We start from the raw sequence: 19011 nt of genomic DNA, 5'->3' as shown, positions 1-19011 counted from the left end.
AATGCTCCTTTAACCACGATTGCGGCGTTTCCTGAAAAAATCGGCATTCATGCGGCTGATATTTTGCATCAACGCATGACAGGCGAAATAAGTGAACCGAAACGGCTTATTTTACAGCCGGAGCTTGTCGTGCGGCAGTCGAGTTCATCTCATTTTCATGATCTGTTTTAAAGGAAGGGCGCTGATATGGGGACATATTGTAACATTCCGCTTCGGGAAAGAAATATAGTGTTAATCGGTTTTATGGGAGTAGGAAAAACAACGATTGGCCAGCTTGTAGCGAAAAAGCTGTATCGTGACTTTATTGATGTAGATCAGGAAATCGAGAAACGGCATCAAATGTCGATTCCGGCCATTTTTGAACAAATGGGAGAAGACTATTTTCGAAAAGTGGAGAGGGAACTGATCGTTGATCTTTGCACGAACACCCGCTTAAAAATTCTTTCCCTCGGGGGAGGCGCGTATTTGCAAGAGGAAGTAAGAAACGCTTGTTTATCCCATTGTATTGTCTTCTTTTTAGATTTGTCATGGGAGTGTTGGAAAGAGCGCCTTCCGTTAATTGTCGATAATCGTCCTGTGCTAAAGAATAAAACATTAGAGGAAATCGAACAATTATTTTTCCAGCGAAGAAACGCCTACTCCATCCACAATTCCCGTGTGTTAACGAACAACCTTGATCCGGAAACAGTAGCAAACGAAATCGTGGAATCGATCAAATGGACATGGGAAGTGTACGAACCAAATGAGTAACAGCGAGTTTGTTCCCATGCGATTCCGCTGAGCGGTAGCTGTTGTACAGACAGACGGCTTAATTAAAGATCGAACAGCTTATTTATTGTAATGAGAAACGGCGAGTCCGCAAATGGCGGGCTTGTTTTTTTATGGGAAAAATAGATAGGCAGACAACGGGAGAGGAAGTAAAAAGATTATTGCTGCCGATATAACTCGCGGATTTTCCGTTCATGCTGGAGCGTTTTGCTTGAGAGAAAATCGACCGTTTCCTGTGTTTCTGACAGTTCGATGCGCAGGCTGTCTACTTTTGTTTCCAACTGATTAAATCGCTTATCCATTTTTTCTTCTAGTTTTCCGACCATCTCTCGCATTTCTGTTCTAAGTTGGTTACCCACCTCTTGCATTTCCGCTCTAAGCTGGCTGCTCATTTGTTGAATTTCTGCATGAATATGGCCAGAATGCAGTTCCAATGCCTTCAAAATTTCTTTTAGCATGGCTTCTTGTTCCATTCTCTCCCCTCCTCCTTCTCCTATAAAAGCAAAGTAGAAAAGGAACATCTATTTTTATTTTGATATGTTGGTATGTAACTCGAATCAGCGTATGCGGCGAATGAGCTTTTTCACTCAATTTTCACCGTCCTGTTGTATGTTGGAAACACGTAAAAGAAGAGGTGGCGAATCAAGAAAGGGAGTGGGAAGGAAGATGAAATCGATCAGGCGGGTGGATGGATGGCTGCTTGTCATTGTCCTTCTATCTATTTTTTTCAATTTCTATCATATCGGCAATGCAGGGTCAAATGTATATTATACCGCGGCGGCGAAAAGCATGACGGCGAACTGGAAGGCGTTTTTCTTCGCATCGCTTGATCCAGAAGGATTTATTACCGTTGACAAGCCGCCTGTCGCGTTATGGTTTCAAGCGTTAAGCGTGGCCATCTTTGGTGTAAGCGACTGGGGTGTCCTGCTTCCGGAAGCGCTCGCTGGCGTCGGTTCGACGCTGCTGATTTATTTTATTGTCAGGCCATTTGCCGGCAAGGCGGCCGCTAGATGGTCGAGTCTGATTTTCGCTTGTACCCCTATTTTTGTGGCGGTGGCGCGCACGAACAATATTGATGCGATCTTAATTTTCACCTTGTTGGCGGCGTCATGGGCATTGATGAAAGCCGTACGGAAACAGCGGGTTTCGTGGCTGCTCGTTAGCTTTGCGCTCGTGGGCGTGGGCTTTAACATGAAAATGCTGCAGGCGTATATGGTGCTGCCGGCGTTTTATTTGTTCTATTGGCTGGCAGGAAAAGCGTCCTGGAAAAAGCGGCTTTGGCATTTAACGGCCGCTACGGTCGTCGTCTTGGCTGTTTCGCTTTCCTATGCGGTCATCGTCGACGCGATTCCGAAAGATAAACGTCCGTATATCGGCAGCAGTCAAACGAATTCGGTGCTCGAGCTGGCGCTTGGCTATAATGGGATCGACCGTTTAACAGGAGCGGCGGGGCCGGGCGGGAAGCGGGCCATGCACGGCGATATTGTATTACAAGGTGGAAATGGACCAACGAATCGTTCCGCAAACGAATCTTCTCCTTCATCGCTTTCTGATCATCCAAACGATCCGCTACATAGCCGGCCAAATTTCCCGAACGACGGGCGGCCTCCTGGCGGAATGGGGGGAATCGGAAAAGGAGAGACGGGAGATCCAGGTTTGTTCCGCCTATTTCAGCAACAGTTAGCCGGACAAATCAGCTGGCTTCTGCCGTTTGTGCTGTTTGCCGCGATTGGGTTGTTCGCGTCGATCCGCCGGCAGCGGGCGTTCACGCCGTTTCATCAATTTATGCTGTTTTGGTTCGCCTGGCTCGTGCCGATGGCCGTGTTTTTTAGCGTAGCCGGATTTTATCACCGTTATTATTTAAGCATGATGGCGCCGGCGATCGCTGTGCTGGTCGCGGTCGGAAGCGAGCTTTTGTGGCAGTTTTACAAGGAACAGAGCGGCTTTTGGCAATGGCTGTTTCCATGCGCGCTGCTTATGACGCTTTTGTTCGAATCGTATATTGTATTTCAATACAGCTCTTCATTATCAAGCATTTGGCCGCTGTCGATTGCGCTCTATGGACTGGCCATGTTTTGTTTTCTCATCGCATTTCGCCAGCAAAGGAAAGCGGCGCGCTATTTGAAAATAGCCAGCTTGTTTGGACTTCTTGTCATGCCGTTTTATTGGTCGCTCACCCCGCTATTGTATGGAGGCAATAGCACGCTTCCGTACGCCGGACCGGATTTAAAGCGTCCAAACGAATACGGACAGCGCGTTTTCGGAGATAGGGAGGAAAGAGAAGTCCATGCGGATTTGCTTGCTTATCTGGAAAAGCATTATAACGGGGAAAAATATTTGGCGGCAACTATCCGCGCTAATACGGCGGCCGAGCTGATGCTAAAGACGGATAAAGCAGTCATGGCGATGGGCGGATTTTTAGGGACGGATCCGGTGCTGACAACGGAACAATTAGCGAAAATGGTGAGAAATGGCGAAGTGAAATATTTTCTTATCTCCGGATTTGGCGGAGGCGGCGAAGGAAACAGCGAGCTGATTCAGTGGATTCAGACGCATTGTCAAGAAGTGCCGCAAGCGGAGTGGCAAACGAATGCGGCAACAGCGGCGCGCCGGAGCGAACGGAATGGAATGCCGTCGCCGATGGAGCGCGGTGTGAAGCTTTACAAATATGAAGGATAGGAGGGGTTGATGTATGGTAAAGTATTCCATAGTGATTCCGGTCTATAATGAGGCGCTTGTCATTCGCGAAACGTACCGCCGGCTAAAGCGCGTGATGGAACAAACCGATGGGCCGTATGAACTGTTGTTTGTCAACGACGGCAGCGAAGATGAAACCATCGACATTTTAAAAGAACTTGCCGTGAAAGACGAAACGGTCAAATATGTAGATTTTTCCCGCAACTTTGGCCACCAAATCGCGATTACGGCTGGAATGGATTATGCGGCGGGAAAAGCGATCGTCATTATTGACGCCGATTTGCAAGATCCGCCTGAATTAATTTTAGACATGATTGACAAATGGAAAGAAGGGTATGACGTTGTTTATGCGAAGCGCGTGAAACGAAAAGGAGAAACGATGTTTAAAAAGGTTACCGCCTATCTGTTTTACCGGGTGCTGCGGGCGGCGACCGAAATCGACATTCCTGTTGATACCGGCGATTTCCGCCTTATTGACCGGAAAGTGCGCGATCAGTTAGTCTATATGAGAGAGCGGAGCCGCTTTGTCCGTGGGCTCGTAAGCTGGGTCGGATTCAAGCAGACAGCCGTGGAATATGAGCGGGAGGAGCGGTTTGCCGGGGAGACGAAGTATCCGCTCAAGAAAATGATTCGCTTTTCGCTCGACGGAATCACTTCGTTTTCGTATAAACCATTGAAGTTCGCCAGTTTGTTAGGCTTTTTCCTTTCTGCCTCAAGCGTGATTGGCATCATCATCACTTTATATTTAAAGCTATTTACGCATTCGACGGTGGCGGGATGGGCGTCGCTTTTCATGGCGACCTTATTGTGCAACGGCGTTATGTTTATGATGCTTGGCATGATGGGAGAATATATCGGCCGTATCTATGATGAAGTAAAGCAGCGCCCGCTATATATCGTCAAAGATACATGGGGAGTCGGAACAAAATATGAATATGAAAAAGTACCGTTTTATATGGAATGAACGAGAAAACATGCGAATGTTATGGCGCTTTTGCCTTGTCGGGGTCGGAAATACGTTCGTGGACTTTATTGTCTTTTTTCTTCTTACCTCGTTTGGTGTTACTGCGCTATTGGCGCAAGTATGCTCTTATACCGCCGGCGTGGTCAACAGCTATGTATGGAACCGGATGTGGACGTTTCAAGTGAAACAAAAAGCGAACATCGGAGAGTTTTTGCGTTTTATGATCGTCAATGTGCTGTCGCTGGCGGTGACGCTTCTTCTGCTTTTTCTCTGCCGGGACGTTGGGCACTGGCCGCTGTTTGCCGGAAAACTGATCGCGACGTTGGGAGGAATTGCTGTCAATTTTGCCGGCAGCCGCTTTTGGGTGTTTGCCTCGAAACCGTCCCATTCCTAACATGGGTGTACAAAGTTTCTCGTACATCAATGTTCTATTAGTTAGGCGTTTGATATTCCAAATCGGATGAACAAAGACAAAAAGGAAAAGCACCATGCAAATGTATTTTTGTTTGGGAAAAATATATGTGGTTACTTGTCCGGATACCATTAGCGGTGCATTCGTGATCAAGAAAAACTGACGGGAATGATGGGGAAATTATAATATGATCGTTGGCATTGCCGCAACGGCTGGAAGTATGATTGATCATCCTGATACGATGGTTATTTTCCCGCTTGCCGTCATTGGGCATGTGGCCTTGCGGCTTATGCGAACGTCAAAATGGCAGAGTCAAAGCCGAATCCATCGCGTTGGATTCGGCTTTTTCCGTGTTAAGAGCGGATTTGCCCCGTGCCGTAGACGAGCGATTTGGTCGTCGTGATCGCGCGCAATCCCATCGGGCCGCGGGCGTGGAGCTTCTGTGTGCTAATGCCGATTTCCGCTCCGTAGCCAAACTGTTCGCCGTCGGTGAAGCGGGTTGAGGCGTTATGGTAAAGCACGGCGGCGTCAATCGCTTGGAAAAAGAAGCGGACGTTGTCGTTTTGTTCGGAAATAATCGCTTCCGAATGCTTCGTGCCGTAACGGTTAATATGGTCGACCGCTTCTTTGATGTCTTGCACGAGTTTAACGGCTAAAATCGGCGCCAAATATTCGGTGCTCCAGTCGGCTTTGGTAGCCTGCTGGATAAAGGAATACGATGAAGCAAGTCGCGAATCGCCGCGCAGCTCGACGCCGCGCGCATGAAGCGTTTCGATGAGTTCGCTGATATACGGCCAGTTTTGATGGATTAACACCGTTTCCACCGCATTACAAACGGATGGACGCTGCAATTTCGCGTTCAATACAATATCGATTGCCATTTGTTTTTGCGCCGATTCATCGATAAAAATATGGCAGTTGCCGACACCGGTCTCCAGCACCGGCACGGTGGCGTTTTCGATGACGGAGCGAATCAGCCCTGCCCCGCCGCGCGGAATTAATACGTCTAAGTAGCCGTTTAAACGAAACATTTGCTGGGCCGCCTCCCGGCTGGTGTCTTCGAGAAGCTGGATGGCATCGGCAGGGACGGCGGTATCGCGAAGCGCCTCTTTCATGACGTAAACGAGTGCTTTGTTCGAATGAAGCGCGGAGGAGCTGCCGCGCAATAAGACGGCGTTTCCCGTTTTTAAGCAAAGGCTGGCGGCATCGACGGTGACGTTTGGCCGCGCTTCGTACACCATGCCGATGACGCCAAGCGGCACGCGCACCGTTTGAATGCGCAGTCCATTTGGCCGCGTCCATTCTTCGACGATTTCGCCGATTGGGTCAGGAAGCCCCGCAACTTGGCGGACGCCGTCGACGATTTGGTCGATTCGTTCGCTGGTTAGCTGCAACCGGTCGATTAAGGCAGGAGAAAGTCCTTGTTCTTTTCCGAGCGCAACGTCTTTTTCGTTTTCTTGCAAAATCCATTCTTTTTGTTTTATCAGCGCTTCGGCGATGCGTGCTAACGCTTCGTTTTTTTCTTCCGCTGACAGGAGGGCTAACGTTTTCGCTACTTGTTGCAGCCGCTTGGCTTTGGTAAGCAATTCGTTCATTTGATAACACTCTCCTTTCGTAATGATACCCAATTATCGCGGTGGATCACTTCAGGGCGATGGTTAATCGAATATTTTCTTGCCTCATTGCTGGCAAGGCCTTTGACTTGTTCTAAATCGCCAGAGGAGTAATACACTTGGCCGCGGCCGATGACGGCTCCTTTTCGGTTGACGACTTCAACGACATCCATGGCGGAAAACGTGCCATACACGGCGGTAACACCGGCGGGCAGCAAGCTTTTTCCACGCTGCAATAGGGCGGTTTCCGCTCCTTCGTCAATTTCGATTTTCCCAGCCACAGGTGCGTGATAAGCAATCCATTGCTTGCGCATTTGCATATGTCCGTGGAACGGTGAGCCGATATACGTCCCGTCTCCTTTTCCTTCCAAAATGTCGAAAAGTTTTTCTTTCCCTGTACCCGTTCCGACAAACACGCTTACCCCAAACGATAACGCTTTTTGCGCGGCGAGAAGCTTTGATTTCATGCCGCCGGTTCCGACCGCAGAGCCGCTGCCGCCCGCCGCTTCAATCATTTCATCGGTAATATTCGGAAGAAACGCGTATTTTTTCGCCTTTGGATTTGTTCTCGGATTATCATCATACAACCCGTTAATATCGGTTAAGATAATGAGCGCATCCGCGTGCAAAAAGCCGCTGACAAGGGCGGAAAGCATATCGTTGTCGCCAAATGTCAATTCCTCGACGGACACGGAGTCGTTTTCGTTAATGATCGGCAAAACTCCGCATTCCAGCAATGTGGTGATGGTGGAAAATAAATTATGAAACCGTTCGCGGCTATAAAAGTCTTCTCTTGTTAATAAAATTTGTCCGGTCGTAATACCGAACTGTTTAAACGCGGAAATATAGCCTTGCATCAGCAGCCCTTGCCCGACCGCTGCCGCTGCTTGTTTTCCCGCGGTGGTCGTTGGCCGGGACGGATAGCCGAGCGGTCCAAATCCGGCAGCGACCGCACCCGATGTAATCAAAATGACTTCGTGGCCTAATTGTTTCATATAGGCGATCGCTTCGACATGGTCGAAAAGTTTTTCGTGGCAAAGAACGCCTTTCGCGTCCGTTAATGAACTGCTTCCGATTTTCACGACGACTCGCTGCTTTTTCATACGTATCCTCCTTTCTGCCTGCTAATAAAAAACGCTTTTTCCCTTCCTTGTAAAAGGACGGAAAAAGCGTTCCGCGGTACCACCTTTTTTGGCGCGACATGCGCCCACCTCTTGGCCCGTAACGAGGGCGGACGGCTTATGTTTGCATAAGCGGCCTTTGTAGGGCAGGTTCAATCGACTTCCCGTGAGGAACCTTCCAGCCTACGAGTTCCACTCTCTTGCACGTTCCATCGATTTACTAGTCCCGTACCGTTTTCCGTATCAACGATTTGTTAGAAATTATCCATACAAATCAGCAGATTGTCAAGGGGTTTTTCTTCACTTTGTTATTTGCTAGAGTAATTGCTTTGTTTAGCGCGTAACGGCTTTGCCATCAGCTGGTCTAATAGGCGAAACAATAACACTCCGATTGCTGTTCCGAACGTGTTTAAAAGAATGTCATCGATATCAAACGAGCGAAACGGAACGAAAAACAATTGGACGATCTCAATACATAAGGAAAGAAGAAATCCAACGATAACGATGGTTTTCGGCCGAAGGGTAGAAGAATAGCAAGAAGCAAAAAAACCAAACGGTATAAACAACGCAATATTGCCGCCAATGTTTCGCACGGGAACGAGCCAATAAAAATGGTGAAGCGACTGCCGGATGCTCGCAAATGGAATGAGATTGATGCCGACATACGTTTCCCCTTGCAAGTGCGGATATGCATAAAACGGAAATGGGAAAATCGTTACACTATATATAAATGCGAGGGAAAAAGCGAATAATCCATGGATGATTTCGTGTTTGATAGAAAAAGTCCGTTTCCATATGTACACAATACCGCGAAATAATGCCCAAATGACCACAAACCCAATCAATGGCACAGCAAAATCGAACATAATAAACTCTCCCTCTATTTCCATTATATTGGAATTGTAATATATGATCTTGCAAGAATTCAAGCAGTTTCCAATTTTGACAAAATGATAGATGAAAGCGATGATTGCTTTTATCGAAATAAATGTAATTGTCATTTTATTTAAAAAAATGGTACAATACTAAAAACATCGAGCCTACAAAACTGCTAATGGAGGGATTCAGATTGAGAGAACTTCGCAGCAATATGATCAAAAAAGGATTTGACCGGGCGCCGCACCGCAGTTTGCTGCGCGCGGCAGGAGTAAAGGAAGAAGATTTTGACAAGCCGTTTATCGCCGTGGTGAACTCGTATATTGATATTATTCCGGGACACGTTCATTTACAGGAGTTCGGGAAACTTGTCAAAGAAGCGATTCGCGAAGCGGGCGGGGTTCCGTTTGAAATGAATACGATCGGCGTGGATGACGGAATCGCGATGGGGCATATCGGCATGCGCTATTCGCTGCCAAGCCGCGAACTTATCGCCGATTCGATCGAAACGGTCATTTCTGCCCATTGGTTTGACGGAATGGTATGCATCCCAAACTGTGACAAAATTACGCCGGGCATGATGATGGCAGCGATGCGGCTAAACATCCCGACGATTTTCGTCAGCGGCGGGCCGATGAAGGCGGGCGTGACGAGCGATGGGCGCAAAATTTCGCTTTCTTCCGTATTTGAAGGGGTCGGCGCCTATCAGGCAGGGAAAATTGATGAAAAAGGATTGCTGGAATTAGAAAAATACGGCTGTCCGACGTGCGGCTCCTGTTCGGGAATGTTTACGGCGAACTCGATGAACTGCTTGGCGGAAGCGTTAGGGCTTGCGTTGCCAGGAAACGGCACGATTTTAGCGGTAGATCCGGCCCGGAAAGAATTGGTCCGCCAATCGGCCAAACAATTGATGTATTTGATCGAGCATGACATTAAACCGCGTGATATTGTCACAGAAAAAGCGATTGACAACGCGTTTGCGCTTGATATGGCGCTTGGCGGCTCGACGAACACCGTATTACATACGCTGGCGATTGCGAACGAAGCAGGCATCAACTATTCGCTCGAACGAATTAACGAAATCGCCGCACGCGTGCCGCATCTTGCCAAACTGGCGCCAGCTTCCGATGTGCATATTGAAGATTTGCACGAAGCGGGCGGCGTATCGGCCGTATTACATGAATTAGCGAAAAAAGAAGGAACGCTGCATCTCGATACGTTGACCGTGACCGGAAAGACGCTTGGGGAAAACATCGCCGGCTGTGAAGTCAAAGACTATAACGTCATCCGCCCAATTGACAATCCGTATTCCGAAACAGGCGGACTTGCCGTATTGTTCGGCAATCTCGCTCCGGATGGCGCGATCATTAAAACAGGCGGCGTGCAAGACGGCATTACGCGCCACGAAGGGCCGGCGATCGTATTTGATTCGCAAGAAGAGGCGCTCGAAGGGATCGCAAGCGGGAAAGTAAAACCAGGCCATGTCGTCGTCATCCGCTATGAAGGGCCAAAAGGCGGACCGGGAATGCCGGAAATGCTCGCGCCAACTTCGCAAATCGTCGGCATGGGGCTTGGCACGAAAGTCGCGCTCGTGACGGACGGACGGTTCTCGGGGGCCTCGCGCGGTTTATCCGTTGGCCACGTTTCTCCGGAAGCGGCGGAAGGCGGCCCGATTGCCTTTATCGAAGACGGGGACATCATTGAAATCGACATTACGAACAGAACGATTAACGTGAAGCTTTCGGACGAAGAATGGGAAAAACGGAAAGCGAACTGGAAAGGGTTTGAACCAAAAGTGAAAACCGGTTATCTCGCGCGCTACTCGAAGCTCGTTACTTCCGCAAGCACGGGCGGGATTATGAAAATTTAACAGTCTTGTCCAAAGGCCTGTTCAACGGTTTTGCGACCGAAGTGAACAGGTCTTTTTATTGGGAAAATAAAAAGACAGTGCTTAAAACTGTACGTGATAGAAGTATAGCAGGGATATTAGATTAATAATCCCAATAAAAAAGATATTTGCATGTTCTTCAATTTAGAAAAAGATGATTATTTTTCTTTTTCACGTAAAGGTAAAAAAATAATTGACAATTTTGAATATTAATGCTATTTTTAGTTTGTATATAATGATAAATACATATAACGTTTTATAAACGTAATAGATATTTATGATTTTTTGATTAAGGATTATGTGTTATAGAAACAAGAAGGAGGAAAAATGATTTTACATTACATTGATACATCTGCAAGAAATGAAGGTATTGAGCTGTAAATTAAATACTATTTGTTAATTTTATCAATTGCAATATGTTGTTGCTAATATGGTAGGATTCCATGTTGATATAAATATATATTTACATGGTATATTTTTTGAATTTTTAAATAAAAGGAGGCGAAATTTTTAGAATTATGTAATTTTAATACATTATGGATCTTAATGATGGAATACTATTTGCGAATAAAAGAACAAGAAACATTAAAGGAGGTTTTTATATGCAATTTCAATTTGGAATCCCAAGCCAAGCAATATTTGGGGAGGGAAGTATTCAAAAACTTCCAGAAGTTTTAGCGCAATTTGACGCGAAAAAGATCCTATTAGTGTATGATAGCGGTGTGAAAGCAGCAGGTATTATAGATCATGTTCATCATCTATTAAGTAATGTGGAAGCGGATGTTGTTGTTTTTGATAAAGTACTTCCAAATCCACCAGATACCATCGTGGAAGAAGGGGCGAAATTAGCGAAAAATGAACAGGTGGATGCTATCGTTGCAGTTGGTGGCGGGAGCACAATTGATTGCGCGAAAGCTATCAATATTTTGCTAACAAATCCAAGGCCTATTCATCAATATGATGGATTAAACCTTGTAAAAAATCCGACAAAACCTCTCATTGCAGTTCCAACTACAGCAGGTACGGGCAGTGAAGTGACAGCATTTACTGTGATTACCGATACGACAGGTCTAAAAAAGATGGTTATTGGCGGGCAAAATTGTGGGGCAACTATTGCTTTGCTAGATCCTGAACTAACTATTGGGCTTCCGCCTGCGGTTACAGCTGCCACTGGGATGGATGCTTTGACTCATGCTATTGAAGCGTACGTTTCAAAAGCCGCCTCCATTCCAAGTGATATTAATGCGTTAAAAGCGGTTGAACTTATTTTCCATAACCTTGAAGAAGCTTATAAAAATGGAACAAATAAAGAAGCCCGAACAAATATGCTTCTCGGAAGCATGTTGGCTGGATACGCTTTTAATTCTGCGGTGCTCGGATTAGTTCATGCGATTGCCCACCCGCTTAGCGTTCATTGCGGGTTAGCTCACGGTGTGGCGAACGCTTGCTGTTTGCCTTATGTAATGGAGTTTAATGCGGAATGCGAAAATGTTGCGAAAAAATACAAAGACATTGCTATTGCTATGGGGCTTAATGTACAAGGTTTATCTATTAAAGAATCTGCTCAATGTGCAATTGATGCAGTTAAAGAATTGTCTAAAAGAATCGATATTCCTACTTTACGGGAATTAGGTGTTAGAAAAGAACAATTTGATAGACTCGCAGAAGATACGTTAAAAGAAATTGCGATTTTATTTAATCCGCGAGAGGCAACAAAGGAAGATGTTTTACGTATTCTTGAAATCGCTTACTAAATCTATGGTTAAAGGGGGAAGAGGATGAAAAAGTATCAGTTGTTTATTGACGGAAAATGGGTAGATTCTGTTTCTGGAAAAACGTTTACGTCGATTAATCCGGCAACGAAAGAAATTAACGGAATCATCGCAGAAGGGGATGCAGCGGATGTTGATTTGGCGGTAAAAGCGGCCCGCAAAGCATTTGAATCGGGTCCATGGGCTTCGATGTCTCCAAGCGAACGCGGCCGGTTATTATATCGAGCTGCCCAAAAACTATGGGAGAATGTTGATTATTTAGCAGAAGTGGAATCAAATGACAACGGACTCACGATTAATGAAACAAAGCTGATCGCCATTCCAGCTGCCATTGATGTACTTGAATTTTACGCGGGAATGGCAAACAAAATTCAGGGGGATACGCTTGCGTCTCCGGCAAATCGTTTTAATTATACGCTCCGTGAGCCAGTTGGAGTAGTCGGTGCCATTGTTCCGTGGAATTTCCCGATCATGCTGACAATGTGGAAATTGGCGCCGGCACTGGCAGCAGGGAATACGATTGTGATCAAACCGGCAGAACAAACACCGATTAGTGTACTAGAATTAGCAAGATTGTTGCAGGAAGCCGGTATTCCAGACGGTGTCATTAATGTGGTGAACGGTTACGGCCCTACGGCAGGGGCTGCACTTGCTTCTCATCCAGATGTGGACAAAATCGCATTTACCGGTTCAACGGCAACAGGAAGGCTTATTATGCAGGCAGCAAGTAAACATTTAAAGCCGATTTCTCTGGAATTAGGAGGAAAATCCCCAAATATCGTGTTTGATGATGCTGATATTGATGCGGCAATTAGCGGGTCATTATTTGGCATTTACTTCGCGCAAGGGCAAGTGTGTGCGGCAGGTTCAAGGCTGTTTGTACAAGAAACTATTTACGACCGTTTCGTCGAAGAGTTTGCCCGCAAAGCAGAGTCAATCCGCGTCGGCCATCCGCTTGACCCGAATACACAGATGGGTCCGCAAGTATCCGAAGAGCAGTTAAATATCATTGAAAGGTATGTTCAAATTGGCAAGCAAGAAGGTGCCACACTTGTAACAGGAGGTAAGCGAAATGAAGAGTGTGGCAATGGATTCTATTATACTCCGACCGTATTTGCGGACGTTGACAACAATATGACGATAGCAAGGGAAGAAATCTTTGGTCCTGTTGTATCCATTATTCGTTTTAAAGACGAAGAAGATGCATTGAAAAAGGCAAACGAAAGTATTTACGGATTAGCATCAGGTGTATGGACAACAAATTTAGTCCGCGCCCATCGAATGGCACGCGGATTGAAAGCGGGAACAGTGTATGTGAATACGTTTAGTATGCTAGACAGCGCCGCCCCATTTGGCGGAATGAAACAAAGCGGATTTGGACGTGAGCTTGGTATAGAAGCAATGAACATGTATACACAAACAAAACATGTGTGGGTGGATTTAAGTCAAGAGAAATTTAATTGGTATGGCTTATAAAATAACCATTACTCGTTTAAGGTCTTTCCATGTTCTTCGATTTAGGAAAGACCATTATTTTTGAAATTCTTCTTTTTCATGTAAAAGCAATAAAATAACGGTTGACAATTTTTAATATTCTATATATTTTTTGGTTTAAAAATAATATCTGCCTCGTTATAGAAACGTTATATCATATAACTTAATGTGTGATGATATCGTTTTCGTACTGATCAGAAGAAAAGCAGATATTGAAGCAGTTATCCTTTCAGAAATAAGAGAAAGTGATGCAGTACATCATCCATGAGGCTCAATGAAAAGAACTATTGATAAAAAAGTAATTAGGGGTGGGAAGATGGGCGGTTTGATGGAAAAAATGAAGGAAGATCCTTTTGCTAATTATTTAGGGATCACTATTGAAGATGTCGAAGAAGGATATGCCAAAGTATCAATGGAAGTAAAGGAACATTTGCTGAACTTTCACGGCAGTACCAATGGAGGAGCTATTTTTTCTTTGGCTGACGTGGCTTTTGCTTGTGCTAGCAACTCTCATAATCAAGCGGCGGTTGGCATCGCGATGACCATGTATTATATGCAAGCCAGCGAAATAGGTGATAGGTTGGTGGCGATCGCGCGCGAGGAAACAAAACCGAACCGTCTCGGGGTATATCGAATCGAGGTGTTGAATGACAAAGGAGAGTTAATTGCTTTGGCCGAAGGAATGGTATATCGGAAGAAAGACAAACTCGTTCCATAAACGCCAAGGAAGGGAAAATGAAACCCAGTTCCGCAAAATGTTTAAAAGAAGCCAAGGTTTTGCCTGGAGCAGACAAGATGTCCAAATGATGGCAGGAAATACTAGGAAAGCGAACAGAGGTCGCTTCTAATTTCGCATCTTGGATACGATAATCAGACGTGCTCCAGCAGCCTGGTGCAGCACGGAATGTCACTCCATTTGGGGAGCAGGCAGAATCAGACGTTCCAATGAGATTGCTAAGTTGCGGTCTTTTCACGATATTTAATCGGGAAAAGGCCGTTTCGTTTTTCTTGAGAGCGACGGTGATTGTAAAAATGGATATGCTCTGCCTCCTACAACAGGGTTCGCCATTTTTAGGAGTGGCCATAAAAAATCTCCTCCCAAGCAGATTCCTAGTAACATCCTATCCAAGGGCCTCTTTTTTGCATAAAAGCAATAAAATAATAGTTGACAATTTAGAATATTAGCGATATTTTTAACTTAAGTATGATGATAAATATGTATTACGTTATATAAACGTGATATATATTTGCTTTTTTAAAATATTAATGAAAGCGATTTAAAAAGGAGATGGGAGCATGATTTTGCATCGCATTGAAACGGCTTCGAGAGCGGAAATGGAAGCGTTGCAGCTTGAGAGGCTGCAACAAACGGTCAAGCGGGTATACGAGCATGTGCCATTTTATCGCCAAAAGCTGGACGAAAATGGCGTAAAACCGGAGCATATTCGCACGCTGGATGATGTGAAGAAGCTGCCATTTACAACGAAAAAAGATTTGCGGGACCATTATCCGTTTGGGATGCTTGCCGTTAGAATCCAAGATTGCATCCGCGTTCACGCCTCGAGTGGAACGAGCGGAAAGCCGACGGTAGTGGCGTATACGAAAAACGACATTGATCATTGGGCAGATGTGGTGGCGCGCGCGATTACCATTGCTGGCGGAGAACCGGGGCATATTGTGCATAACGCCTACGGATACGGGTTGTTTACCGGCGGGCTTGGACTTCATTACGGAAGCGAACGGTTAGGCGCGGTAACCGTCCCGGTGTCGGGAGGAAATACGGACCGGCAAATCATGATCATTGAAGACTTCCAGCCAGATATTATTTGCGGTACTCCTTCCTATGTGCTAAACATCGCTGAACGGATGAAAGAGCTCGGCAAAGATCCGCGCAAAACATCGCTGAAATACGGAATTTTTGGAGCGGAACCGTGGTCGGAGGAAATGCGGAGAGCGTTGGAAGAGGAGTTTGCGATTAAAGCGTGCGATATTTATGGATTGAGCGAAGTCATCGGACCTGGCGTCGCCATGGAGTGCCATGAGGCACAAAACGGCCTGCATGTAGCGGAAGACCATTTCTTCGTCGAGGTGATCAATCCGAAAACACTGGAACCGGTCGAAGAAGGGGAAGAAGGAGAACTTGTCTTTACGAGTCTGACAAAAGAAGCGTTTCCAGTCATTCGCTATCGCACGGGTGACGTCGCTTCGATTACAAAAGAACGATGTATCTGTGGCCGGACGACAATCAGAATGTCAAGAATAAAAGGCCGTGTCGACGATATGCTCATCATCCGCGGCGTCAACGTCTTCCCGTCGGAAATTGAGCATCATTTATTGACGGTACCGGAACTTGCCCCTCATTATCAGCTGCATCTTTTCCGCAAAGGAACACTGGATGTCGTGGAGTTGCAAGTCGAAGTTTGTGACCGCTTCTACCAGGAAGTCGGCGGAAATCTTCACGATGAACGCGTTCATTCCTTAGTAAAGGAAATACAGTATCTGTTGAAAACGAATCTCCTTGTATCGATAGATGTTCATGTGCATCCGCCTAGATCGCTTCCTCGTTCGGAAGGAAAAGCGGTCCGTGTCGTAGACCGTCGCAAAGAAAAGGCATTATTATGAGAAAATTAATAATTTTATAGTTGCAATATTTATAACGTTATTTTATAATGACGTTAGAAAAACGTTATATAAAAATGGGAGGCAAAGAAAAATGCCTGTTGTCACATCGTTTAGGCGGTTATCGGAAGAGGAAAAGTATGAGCGGTTTATGCAAAGAATTGAAGCGGGGGAAAAAATTGAAGCAGACGATTGGATGCCGGAAGACTATCGCATGACGTTAATTAAGCTTATTGCGATGCATGCTATTAGCGAAATTATGGGAGCGCTTCCGGAGAAGGAATGGGTTCCGAAAGCTCCTTCGCTAAGAAGAAAGCTTGGCATTATGGCGAAAGTGCAGGATGAAATGGGGCACGGCCAGCTTCTGCTTCGCGTTGCCGAAGACTTAATGGCCCCGCTTGGAAAAACGCGCGAGGAAATTATGCAAGATTTGTTCAAAGGGGATTTAAAGTTTCATAACGTGTTCCATATGCCTGCGCCGACCTGGGCGGACGCCGGTTTAATCGGCTGGCTCGTCGACGGGGCAGCGATCATTACACAGACCAATATGCTTGATGCGTCTTACGGACCGTATGCGCGGGCGCTAAAGCGGATTTGTGCCGAAGAAGTGTTTCACGCCCAGCACGGCGAATCGATCATTTTGGCTCTTGCCGAAGGAACGAAGGAGCAGAAAGAGATGCTGCAAGACGCATTAAATCGCTGGTGGGAAGCGCTGCTGATGTTCTTCGGTCCGGCAAGCTCGGAGACGACAGGTGCGTCCAAACAAGACATTACGATTAAATACCGCATTCGTACGAAAACAAATGAACAATTGCGCCAAGATTTCTTTACAAAATATGTGCCGCGCATTTTGGCGCTTGGGCTAAAGCTTCCAGATGAAACAATGCATTTTGATGAAAAGCAAGGAAAGTGGATTTACAAACAGCCGGATTGGAACAAATTTAAAGAAATCATCCGCAACAACGGGCCAAAATCAAAAGAGCGGCTTCGCCTTCGCGAATTATCTTACTACCATAATGCTTGGGTTCGTGAAGCGTTAAGCGGCCAATCAGCAGCAGTGTGAAAAGTGGAGGGATTTAGCAATGAGTGATGGCGCAAAAGGCTTTTATCAAGTGTTTGAGGTATTTAGCAGGAAAAATGACACGGCACCGCTCCAGCATCAATTTAGCCTGCTTGCCCCAAACCACGAAATCGCGCTGGTGATGGCGCAGGAAAATTTTATGCGGCGTGAGCCGGTGTCCGATATATGGGTCGTGAAACGCTCCGATATCCGCATGATGACGGAAGAAGAAAAAACATCGTTGCAGCGGCTCGATAATAAAGACTATCGTACTACAAAAGGGTACGGGTACTTGAAAAAGAAATGGCGTCAATACGAACAGCAAATGCTCGATGAAAAAGAGATTTTTTCATGGAAAGGCGAGATCAGGCGATGAAAATCACGAAACCAGAGGAACTTCATCAACATCCTGAATATAAGGAAGCGCTTGTCGAGCTGTTGTTCCAGCTTGCGGATGACGATTTTATCCTTTCTTACCGCGGTTCGGAATGGCTTGGACTTGCGCCGCATATTGAAGAAGATATCGCGTTTTCTTCCATCAATCAAGATACGATGGGGCATGCGGCGATGTATTATCAACTGCTAGAAGACATTGGTATTGGAAAAGCGGATGATTTGGCGCACCAACGTCCATCGTCCGAACGCCGAAACGCAGTTTTGCTCGAGGAGGTAAACGGACCTGGTCATTATTTGCACGAGCCCCGCTATGATTGGGCGTTTGCGGTTGTTCGCCATTATTTTTACACGCAGGCGAAAAAAGTGCGCATCGACTCGTTGAAGCATAGTTCGTATGAACCACTCGCTCAAGTTGCTGTTAAAATCAACATGGAACTTTATTACCATCTCATGCATTGGAGAACATGGTTCATTCAGCTTACGAATGCTCAAGGAGAGGCCCGCGAACGTATGAAAAATGCGGTTGCGAAAGTATTTGAAGATTTTGGCGGCGTGTTGACGCTCGGAGCGAAAGGAGATAGAATGGTAGAATTTGGACTTATCGAAAGCGAAGAGACGTTAAAACAACGTTGGGTTCAAGCGATGAAACCGATTTTTGAAGAAGTAAACCTCGATTTGCCAAGCGAGTTCGGCATGAAACGAGGCAATGGACGAAATGGGGAACATACGGCAGATTTAGACGAAGCGATTATGACATTGTCGGAAGTATATCGCCTCGACCCTCTGACAGCGTGGTAATCTACAAGTTTCTCAGAAAGAAGGGGTAACATGACCTTCAATCTTGCGGTAGAAAGAATTATAGAAACATTAGATTCCGTCAAAGATCCTGAAATTGATTCGGTCAGTGTCATAGATTTAGGGATGGTCGAAGACGTTCAGGTGCAACACGGCAAAGTTACAGTCAAACTACTTCCGACATTTATTGGCTGCCCGGCACTCGATATTATTCGACAACGTGTCGAACAGACTCTTTTGCGGTTAGAAGGAATCGAGCACGTTAATGTAGAATTTATCCGCCATCCACCATGGACATCTGACCGAATTACAGAGAAGGGACGGGAAAAGTTAAAAGAATTTGGCATCGCGCCGCCGCCGCGGCAAATCGGCCCAAACGGCGAGTGGCATGTCGAGTGCCCATATTGCGGATCCGCCTTGACGGTGATGGAAAACTTATTCGGTCCGACCGCCTGCCGCAGCATTTTTTACTGCAAGCAATGCAAAAATCCATTTGAAACGATGAAACCGGTTTCGACATGGATGTGAAAAAATTT

The 19011-nt window shown here is 46.0% G+C and carries 20 protein-coding genes; 15 read left to right on the top strand and 5 right to left on the bottom strand.

The features are described from left to right. Positions 1-18 precede the first annotated feature (18 nt). Together GCA01S_RS19395 and GCA01S_RS10945 are read left to right on the top strand one after the other, a co-directional pair. Positions 19-171, top strand: coding sequence for a hypothetical protein (locus GCA01S_RS19395; RefSeq protein ID WP_255212285.1), 153 nt, complete (start codon positions 19-21; stop codon positions 169-171). 15 nt (positions 172-186) lie between these two features. Beyond that, positions 187-750: a shikimate kinase gene (locus GCA01S_RS10945; protein ID WP_017436014.1), complete on the top strand. Its 564-nt coding sequence runs from the start codon at positions 187-189 to the stop codon at positions 748-750. 176 nt (positions 751-926) lie between these two features. On the opposite strand, the gene GCA01S_RS10940 is transcribed toward GCA01S_RS10945, so the two are convergent. Next, positions 927-1241: a hypothetical protein gene (locus GCA01S_RS10940; RefSeq protein ID WP_042409911.1), complete on the bottom strand. Its 315-nt coding sequence runs from the start codon at positions 1239-1241 to the stop codon at positions 927-929. 193 nt (positions 1242-1434) lie between these two features. Between GCA01S_RS10940 and GCA01S_RS10935 the strand changes: the two genes are divergently transcribed. The 4 genes from GCA01S_RS10935 to GCA01S_RS20145 all read left to right on the top strand — a co-directional run bounded on the left by GCA01S_RS10935 (position 1435) and on the right by GCA01S_RS20145 (position 5244). Further along, the gene (locus tag GCA01S_RS10935; RefSeq protein WP_042409909.1) at positions 1435-3447 is read left to right on the top strand and encodes a glycosyltransferase family 39 protein; all 2013 of its coding nucleotides are present in this window, start codon (positions 1435-1437) and stop codon (positions 3445-3447) included. A gap of 13 nt (positions 3448-3460) precedes the next feature. After that, positions 3461-4429 carry a glycosyltransferase family 2 protein gene (locus GCA01S_RS10930; protein ID WP_042409906.1) on the top strand — a complete coding sequence of 323 codons (969 nt, stop codon included), beginning with the start codon at positions 3461-3463 and terminating at the stop codon, positions 4427-4429. Continuing rightward, a complete protein-coding gene (locus GCA01S_RS10925) occupies positions 4401-4823 on the top strand; it encodes a GtrA family protein (protein WP_042409920.1) in 423 nt (140 codons plus the stop codon). The genes GCA01S_RS10930 and GCA01S_RS10925 overlap by 29 nt, the downstream gene beginning before the upstream one ends. Before the next feature lie 205 nt (positions 4824-5028). Next, a complete protein-coding gene (locus GCA01S_RS20145) occupies positions 5029-5244 on the top strand; it encodes a hypothetical protein (RefSeq protein WP_155835571.1) in 216 nt (71 codons plus the stop codon). Here the strand turns inward: GCA01S_RS20145 and GCA01S_RS10920 are convergent. From GCA01S_RS10920 to GCA01S_RS10910, 3 genes are all read right to left on the bottom strand, one after another. After that, positions 5195-6436 (bottom strand): glutamate-5-semialdehyde dehydrogenase, encoded by a 1242-nt coding sequence (locus GCA01S_RS10920; RefSeq protein WP_042409904.1) that lies wholly within the window; start codon positions 6434-6436, stop codon positions 5195-5197. The two genes, GCA01S_RS20145 and GCA01S_RS10920, sit on opposite strands and share 50 nt — an antisense overlap. Then, positions 6433-7557 carry a glutamate 5-kinase gene (proB, locus tag GCA01S_RS10915; RefSeq protein ID WP_017436007.1) on the bottom strand — a complete coding sequence of 375 codons (1125 nt, stop codon included), beginning with the start codon at positions 7555-7557 and terminating at the stop codon, positions 6433-6435. The genes GCA01S_RS10920 and proB overlap by 4 nt, the downstream gene beginning before the upstream one ends. 326 nt (positions 7558-7883) lie before the next feature. After that, complete coding sequence (locus GCA01S_RS10910; protein ID WP_042409901.1) at positions 7884-8441, bottom strand: VanZ family protein; 558 nt, start codon at positions 8439-8441, stop codon at positions 7884-7886. Between the two features lie 188 nt (positions 8442-8629). On the opposite strand from GCA01S_RS10910, the gene ilvD reads away from it, so the two are divergent. From ilvD to paaI, 4 genes are all read left to right on the top strand, one after another. Continuing rightward, entirely contained in the window at positions 8630-10321 is a 1692-nt protein-coding gene (ilvD, locus tag GCA01S_RS10905) for a dihydroxy-acid dehydratase (RefSeq protein WP_375781804.1), read from the top strand. A 620-nt stretch (positions 10322-10941) separates the two neighbouring features. Beyond that, positions 10942-12093, top strand: a complete 1152-nt coding sequence (locus tag GCA01S_RS10900; protein WP_017436003.1) for an iron-containing alcohol dehydrogenase — start codon at positions 10942-10944, stop codon at positions 12091-12093. Between the two features lie 24 nt (positions 12094-12117). Next, positions 12118-13587, top strand: coding sequence for an aldehyde dehydrogenase family protein (locus tag GCA01S_RS10895; protein ID WP_042409898.1), 1470 nt, complete (start codon positions 12118-12120; stop codon positions 13585-13587). Between the two features lie 334 nt (positions 13588-13921). Beyond that, positions 13922-14323 (top strand): hydroxyphenylacetyl-CoA thioesterase PaaI, encoded by a 402-nt coding sequence (paaI, locus tag GCA01S_RS10890; RefSeq protein WP_017436001.1) that lies wholly within the window; start codon positions 13922-13924, stop codon positions 14321-14323. A gap of 236 nt (positions 14324-14559) precedes the next feature. On the opposite strand, the gene GCA01S_RS21320 is transcribed toward paaI, so the two are convergent. Next, the gene (locus GCA01S_RS21320) at positions 14560-14643 is read right to left on the bottom strand and encodes a hypothetical protein (RefSeq protein ID WP_369492342.1); all 84 of its coding nucleotides are present in this window, start codon (positions 14641-14643) and stop codon (positions 14560-14562) included. Between the two features lie 258 nt (positions 14644-14901). Here GCA01S_RS21320 and paaK point away from each other — a divergent pair, with 258 nt between their 5' ends. The 5 genes from paaK to paaD all read left to right on the top strand — a co-directional run bounded on the left by paaK (position 14902) and on the right by paaD (position 19003). Beyond that, positions 14902-16227 (top strand): phenylacetate--CoA ligase PaaK, encoded by a 1326-nt coding sequence (gene paaK / locus GCA01S_RS10885; RefSeq protein ID WP_042409895.1) that lies wholly within the window; start codon positions 14902-14904, stop codon positions 16225-16227. A 91-nt stretch (positions 16228-16318) separates the two neighbouring features. Continuing rightward, positions 16319-17287 (top strand): 1,2-phenylacetyl-CoA epoxidase subunit PaaA, encoded by a 969-nt coding sequence (gene paaA, locus GCA01S_RS10880; RefSeq protein WP_042409893.1) that lies wholly within the window; start codon positions 16319-16321, stop codon positions 17285-17287. Between the two features lie 19 nt (positions 17288-17306). Further along, on the top strand, positions 17307-17660 hold the full coding sequence (gene paaB / locus GCA01S_RS10875) for a 1,2-phenylacetyl-CoA epoxidase subunit PaaB (protein WP_017435998.1): 354 nt from the start codon (positions 17307-17309) through the stop codon (positions 17658-17660). Then, complete coding sequence (gene paaC, locus GCA01S_RS10870; protein WP_042409891.1) at positions 17636-18478, top strand: 1,2-phenylacetyl-CoA epoxidase subunit PaaC; 843 nt, start codon at positions 17636-17638, stop codon at positions 18476-18478. The genes paaB and paaC overlap by 25 nt, the downstream gene beginning before the upstream one ends. A 30-nt stretch (positions 18479-18508) precedes the next feature. Continuing rightward, the gene (gene paaD, locus GCA01S_RS10865; protein WP_042409888.1) at positions 18509-19003 is read left to right on the top strand and encodes a 1,2-phenylacetyl-CoA epoxidase subunit PaaD; all 495 of its coding nucleotides are present in this window, start codon (positions 18509-18511) and stop codon (positions 19001-19003) included. The last annotated feature ends 8 nt before the right edge of the window (positions 19004-19011 follow it).

It is taken from the genome of Parageobacillus caldoxylosilyticus NBRC 107762, from assembly GCF_000632715.1.
In the GTDB taxonomy this organism is placed as follows: Bacteria; Bacillota; Bacilli; order Bacillales; family Anoxybacillaceae; genus Saccharococcus; species Saccharococcus caldoxylosilyticus.
Note: the sequence above shows the minus strand (reverse complement) of the source record. Positions and strands in the feature narration are given on the sequence as shown.

Excerpts from the sequence above, each read along its gene's own strand:
- GCA01S_RS10930 (WP_042409906.1), top strand. The coding sequence starts at position 3,461 with ATGGTAAAGTATTCCATAGTGATTCCGGTCTATAATGAGGCGCTTGTC.
- proB (WP_017436007.1), bottom strand. The coding sequence starts at position 7,557 with ATGAAAAAGCAGCGAGTCGTCGTGAAAATCGGAAGCAGTTCATTAACG.
- GCA01S_RS10900 (WP_017436003.1), top strand. The coding sequence starts at position 10,942 with ATGCAATTTCAATTTGGAATCCCAAGCCAAGCAATATTTGGGGAGGGA.
- GCA01S_RS10935 (WP_042409909.1), top strand. The coding sequence starts at position 1,435 with ATGAAATCGATCAGGCGGGTGGATGGATGGCTGCTTGTCATTGTCCTT.
- ilvD (WP_375781804.1), top strand. The coding sequence starts at position 8,630 with ATGGAGGGATTCAGATTGAGAGAACTTCGCAGCAATATGATCAAAAAA.
- paaA (WP_042409893.1), top strand. The coding sequence starts at position 16,319 with ATGCCTGTTGTCACATCGTTTAGGCGGTTATCGGAAGAGGAAAAGTAT.
- paaI (WP_017436001.1), top strand. The coding sequence starts at position 13,922 with ATGGGCGGTTTGATGGAAAAAATGAAGGAAGATCCTTTTGCTAATTAT.
- GCA01S_RS10945 (WP_017436014.1), top strand. The coding sequence starts at position 187 with ATGGGGACATATTGTAACATTCCGCTTCGGGAAAGAAATATAGTGTTA.
- paaK (WP_042409895.1), top strand. The coding sequence starts at position 14,902 with ATGATTTTGCATCGCATTGAAACGGCTTCGAGAGCGGAAATGGAAGCG.
- GCA01S_RS10910 (WP_042409901.1), bottom strand. The coding sequence starts at position 8,441 with ATGTTCGATTTTGCTGTGCCATTGATTGGGTTTGTGGTCATTTGGGCA.
- GCA01S_RS10940 (WP_042409911.1), bottom strand. The coding sequence starts at position 1,241 with ATGGAACAAGAAGCCATGCTAAAAGAAATTTTGAAGGCATTGGAACTG.
- GCA01S_RS10920 (WP_042409904.1), bottom strand. The coding sequence starts at position 6,436 with ATGAACGAATTGCTTACCAAAGCCAAGCGGCTGCAACAAGTAGCGAAA.
- GCA01S_RS20145 (WP_155835571.1), top strand. The coding sequence starts at position 5,029 with ATGATCGTTGGCATTGCCGCAACGGCTGGAAGTATGATTGATCATCCT.
- GCA01S_RS10895 (WP_042409898.1), top strand. The coding sequence starts at position 12,118 with ATGAAAAAGTATCAGTTGTTTATTGACGGAAAATGGGTAGATTCTGTT.
- paaB (WP_017435998.1), top strand. The coding sequence starts at position 17,307 with ATGAGTGATGGCGCAAAAGGCTTTTATCAAGTGTTTGAGGTATTTAGC.
- GCA01S_RS10925 (WP_042409920.1), top strand. The coding sequence starts at position 4,401 with ATGAAAAAGTACCGTTTTATATGGAATGAACGAGAAAACATGCGAATG.
- paaD (WP_042409888.1), top strand. The coding sequence starts at position 18,509 with ATGACCTTCAATCTTGCGGTAGAAAGAATTATAGAAACATTAGATTCC.
- paaC (WP_042409891.1), top strand. The coding sequence starts at position 17,636 with ATGGAAAGGCGAGATCAGGCGATGAAAATCACGAAACCAGAGGAACTT.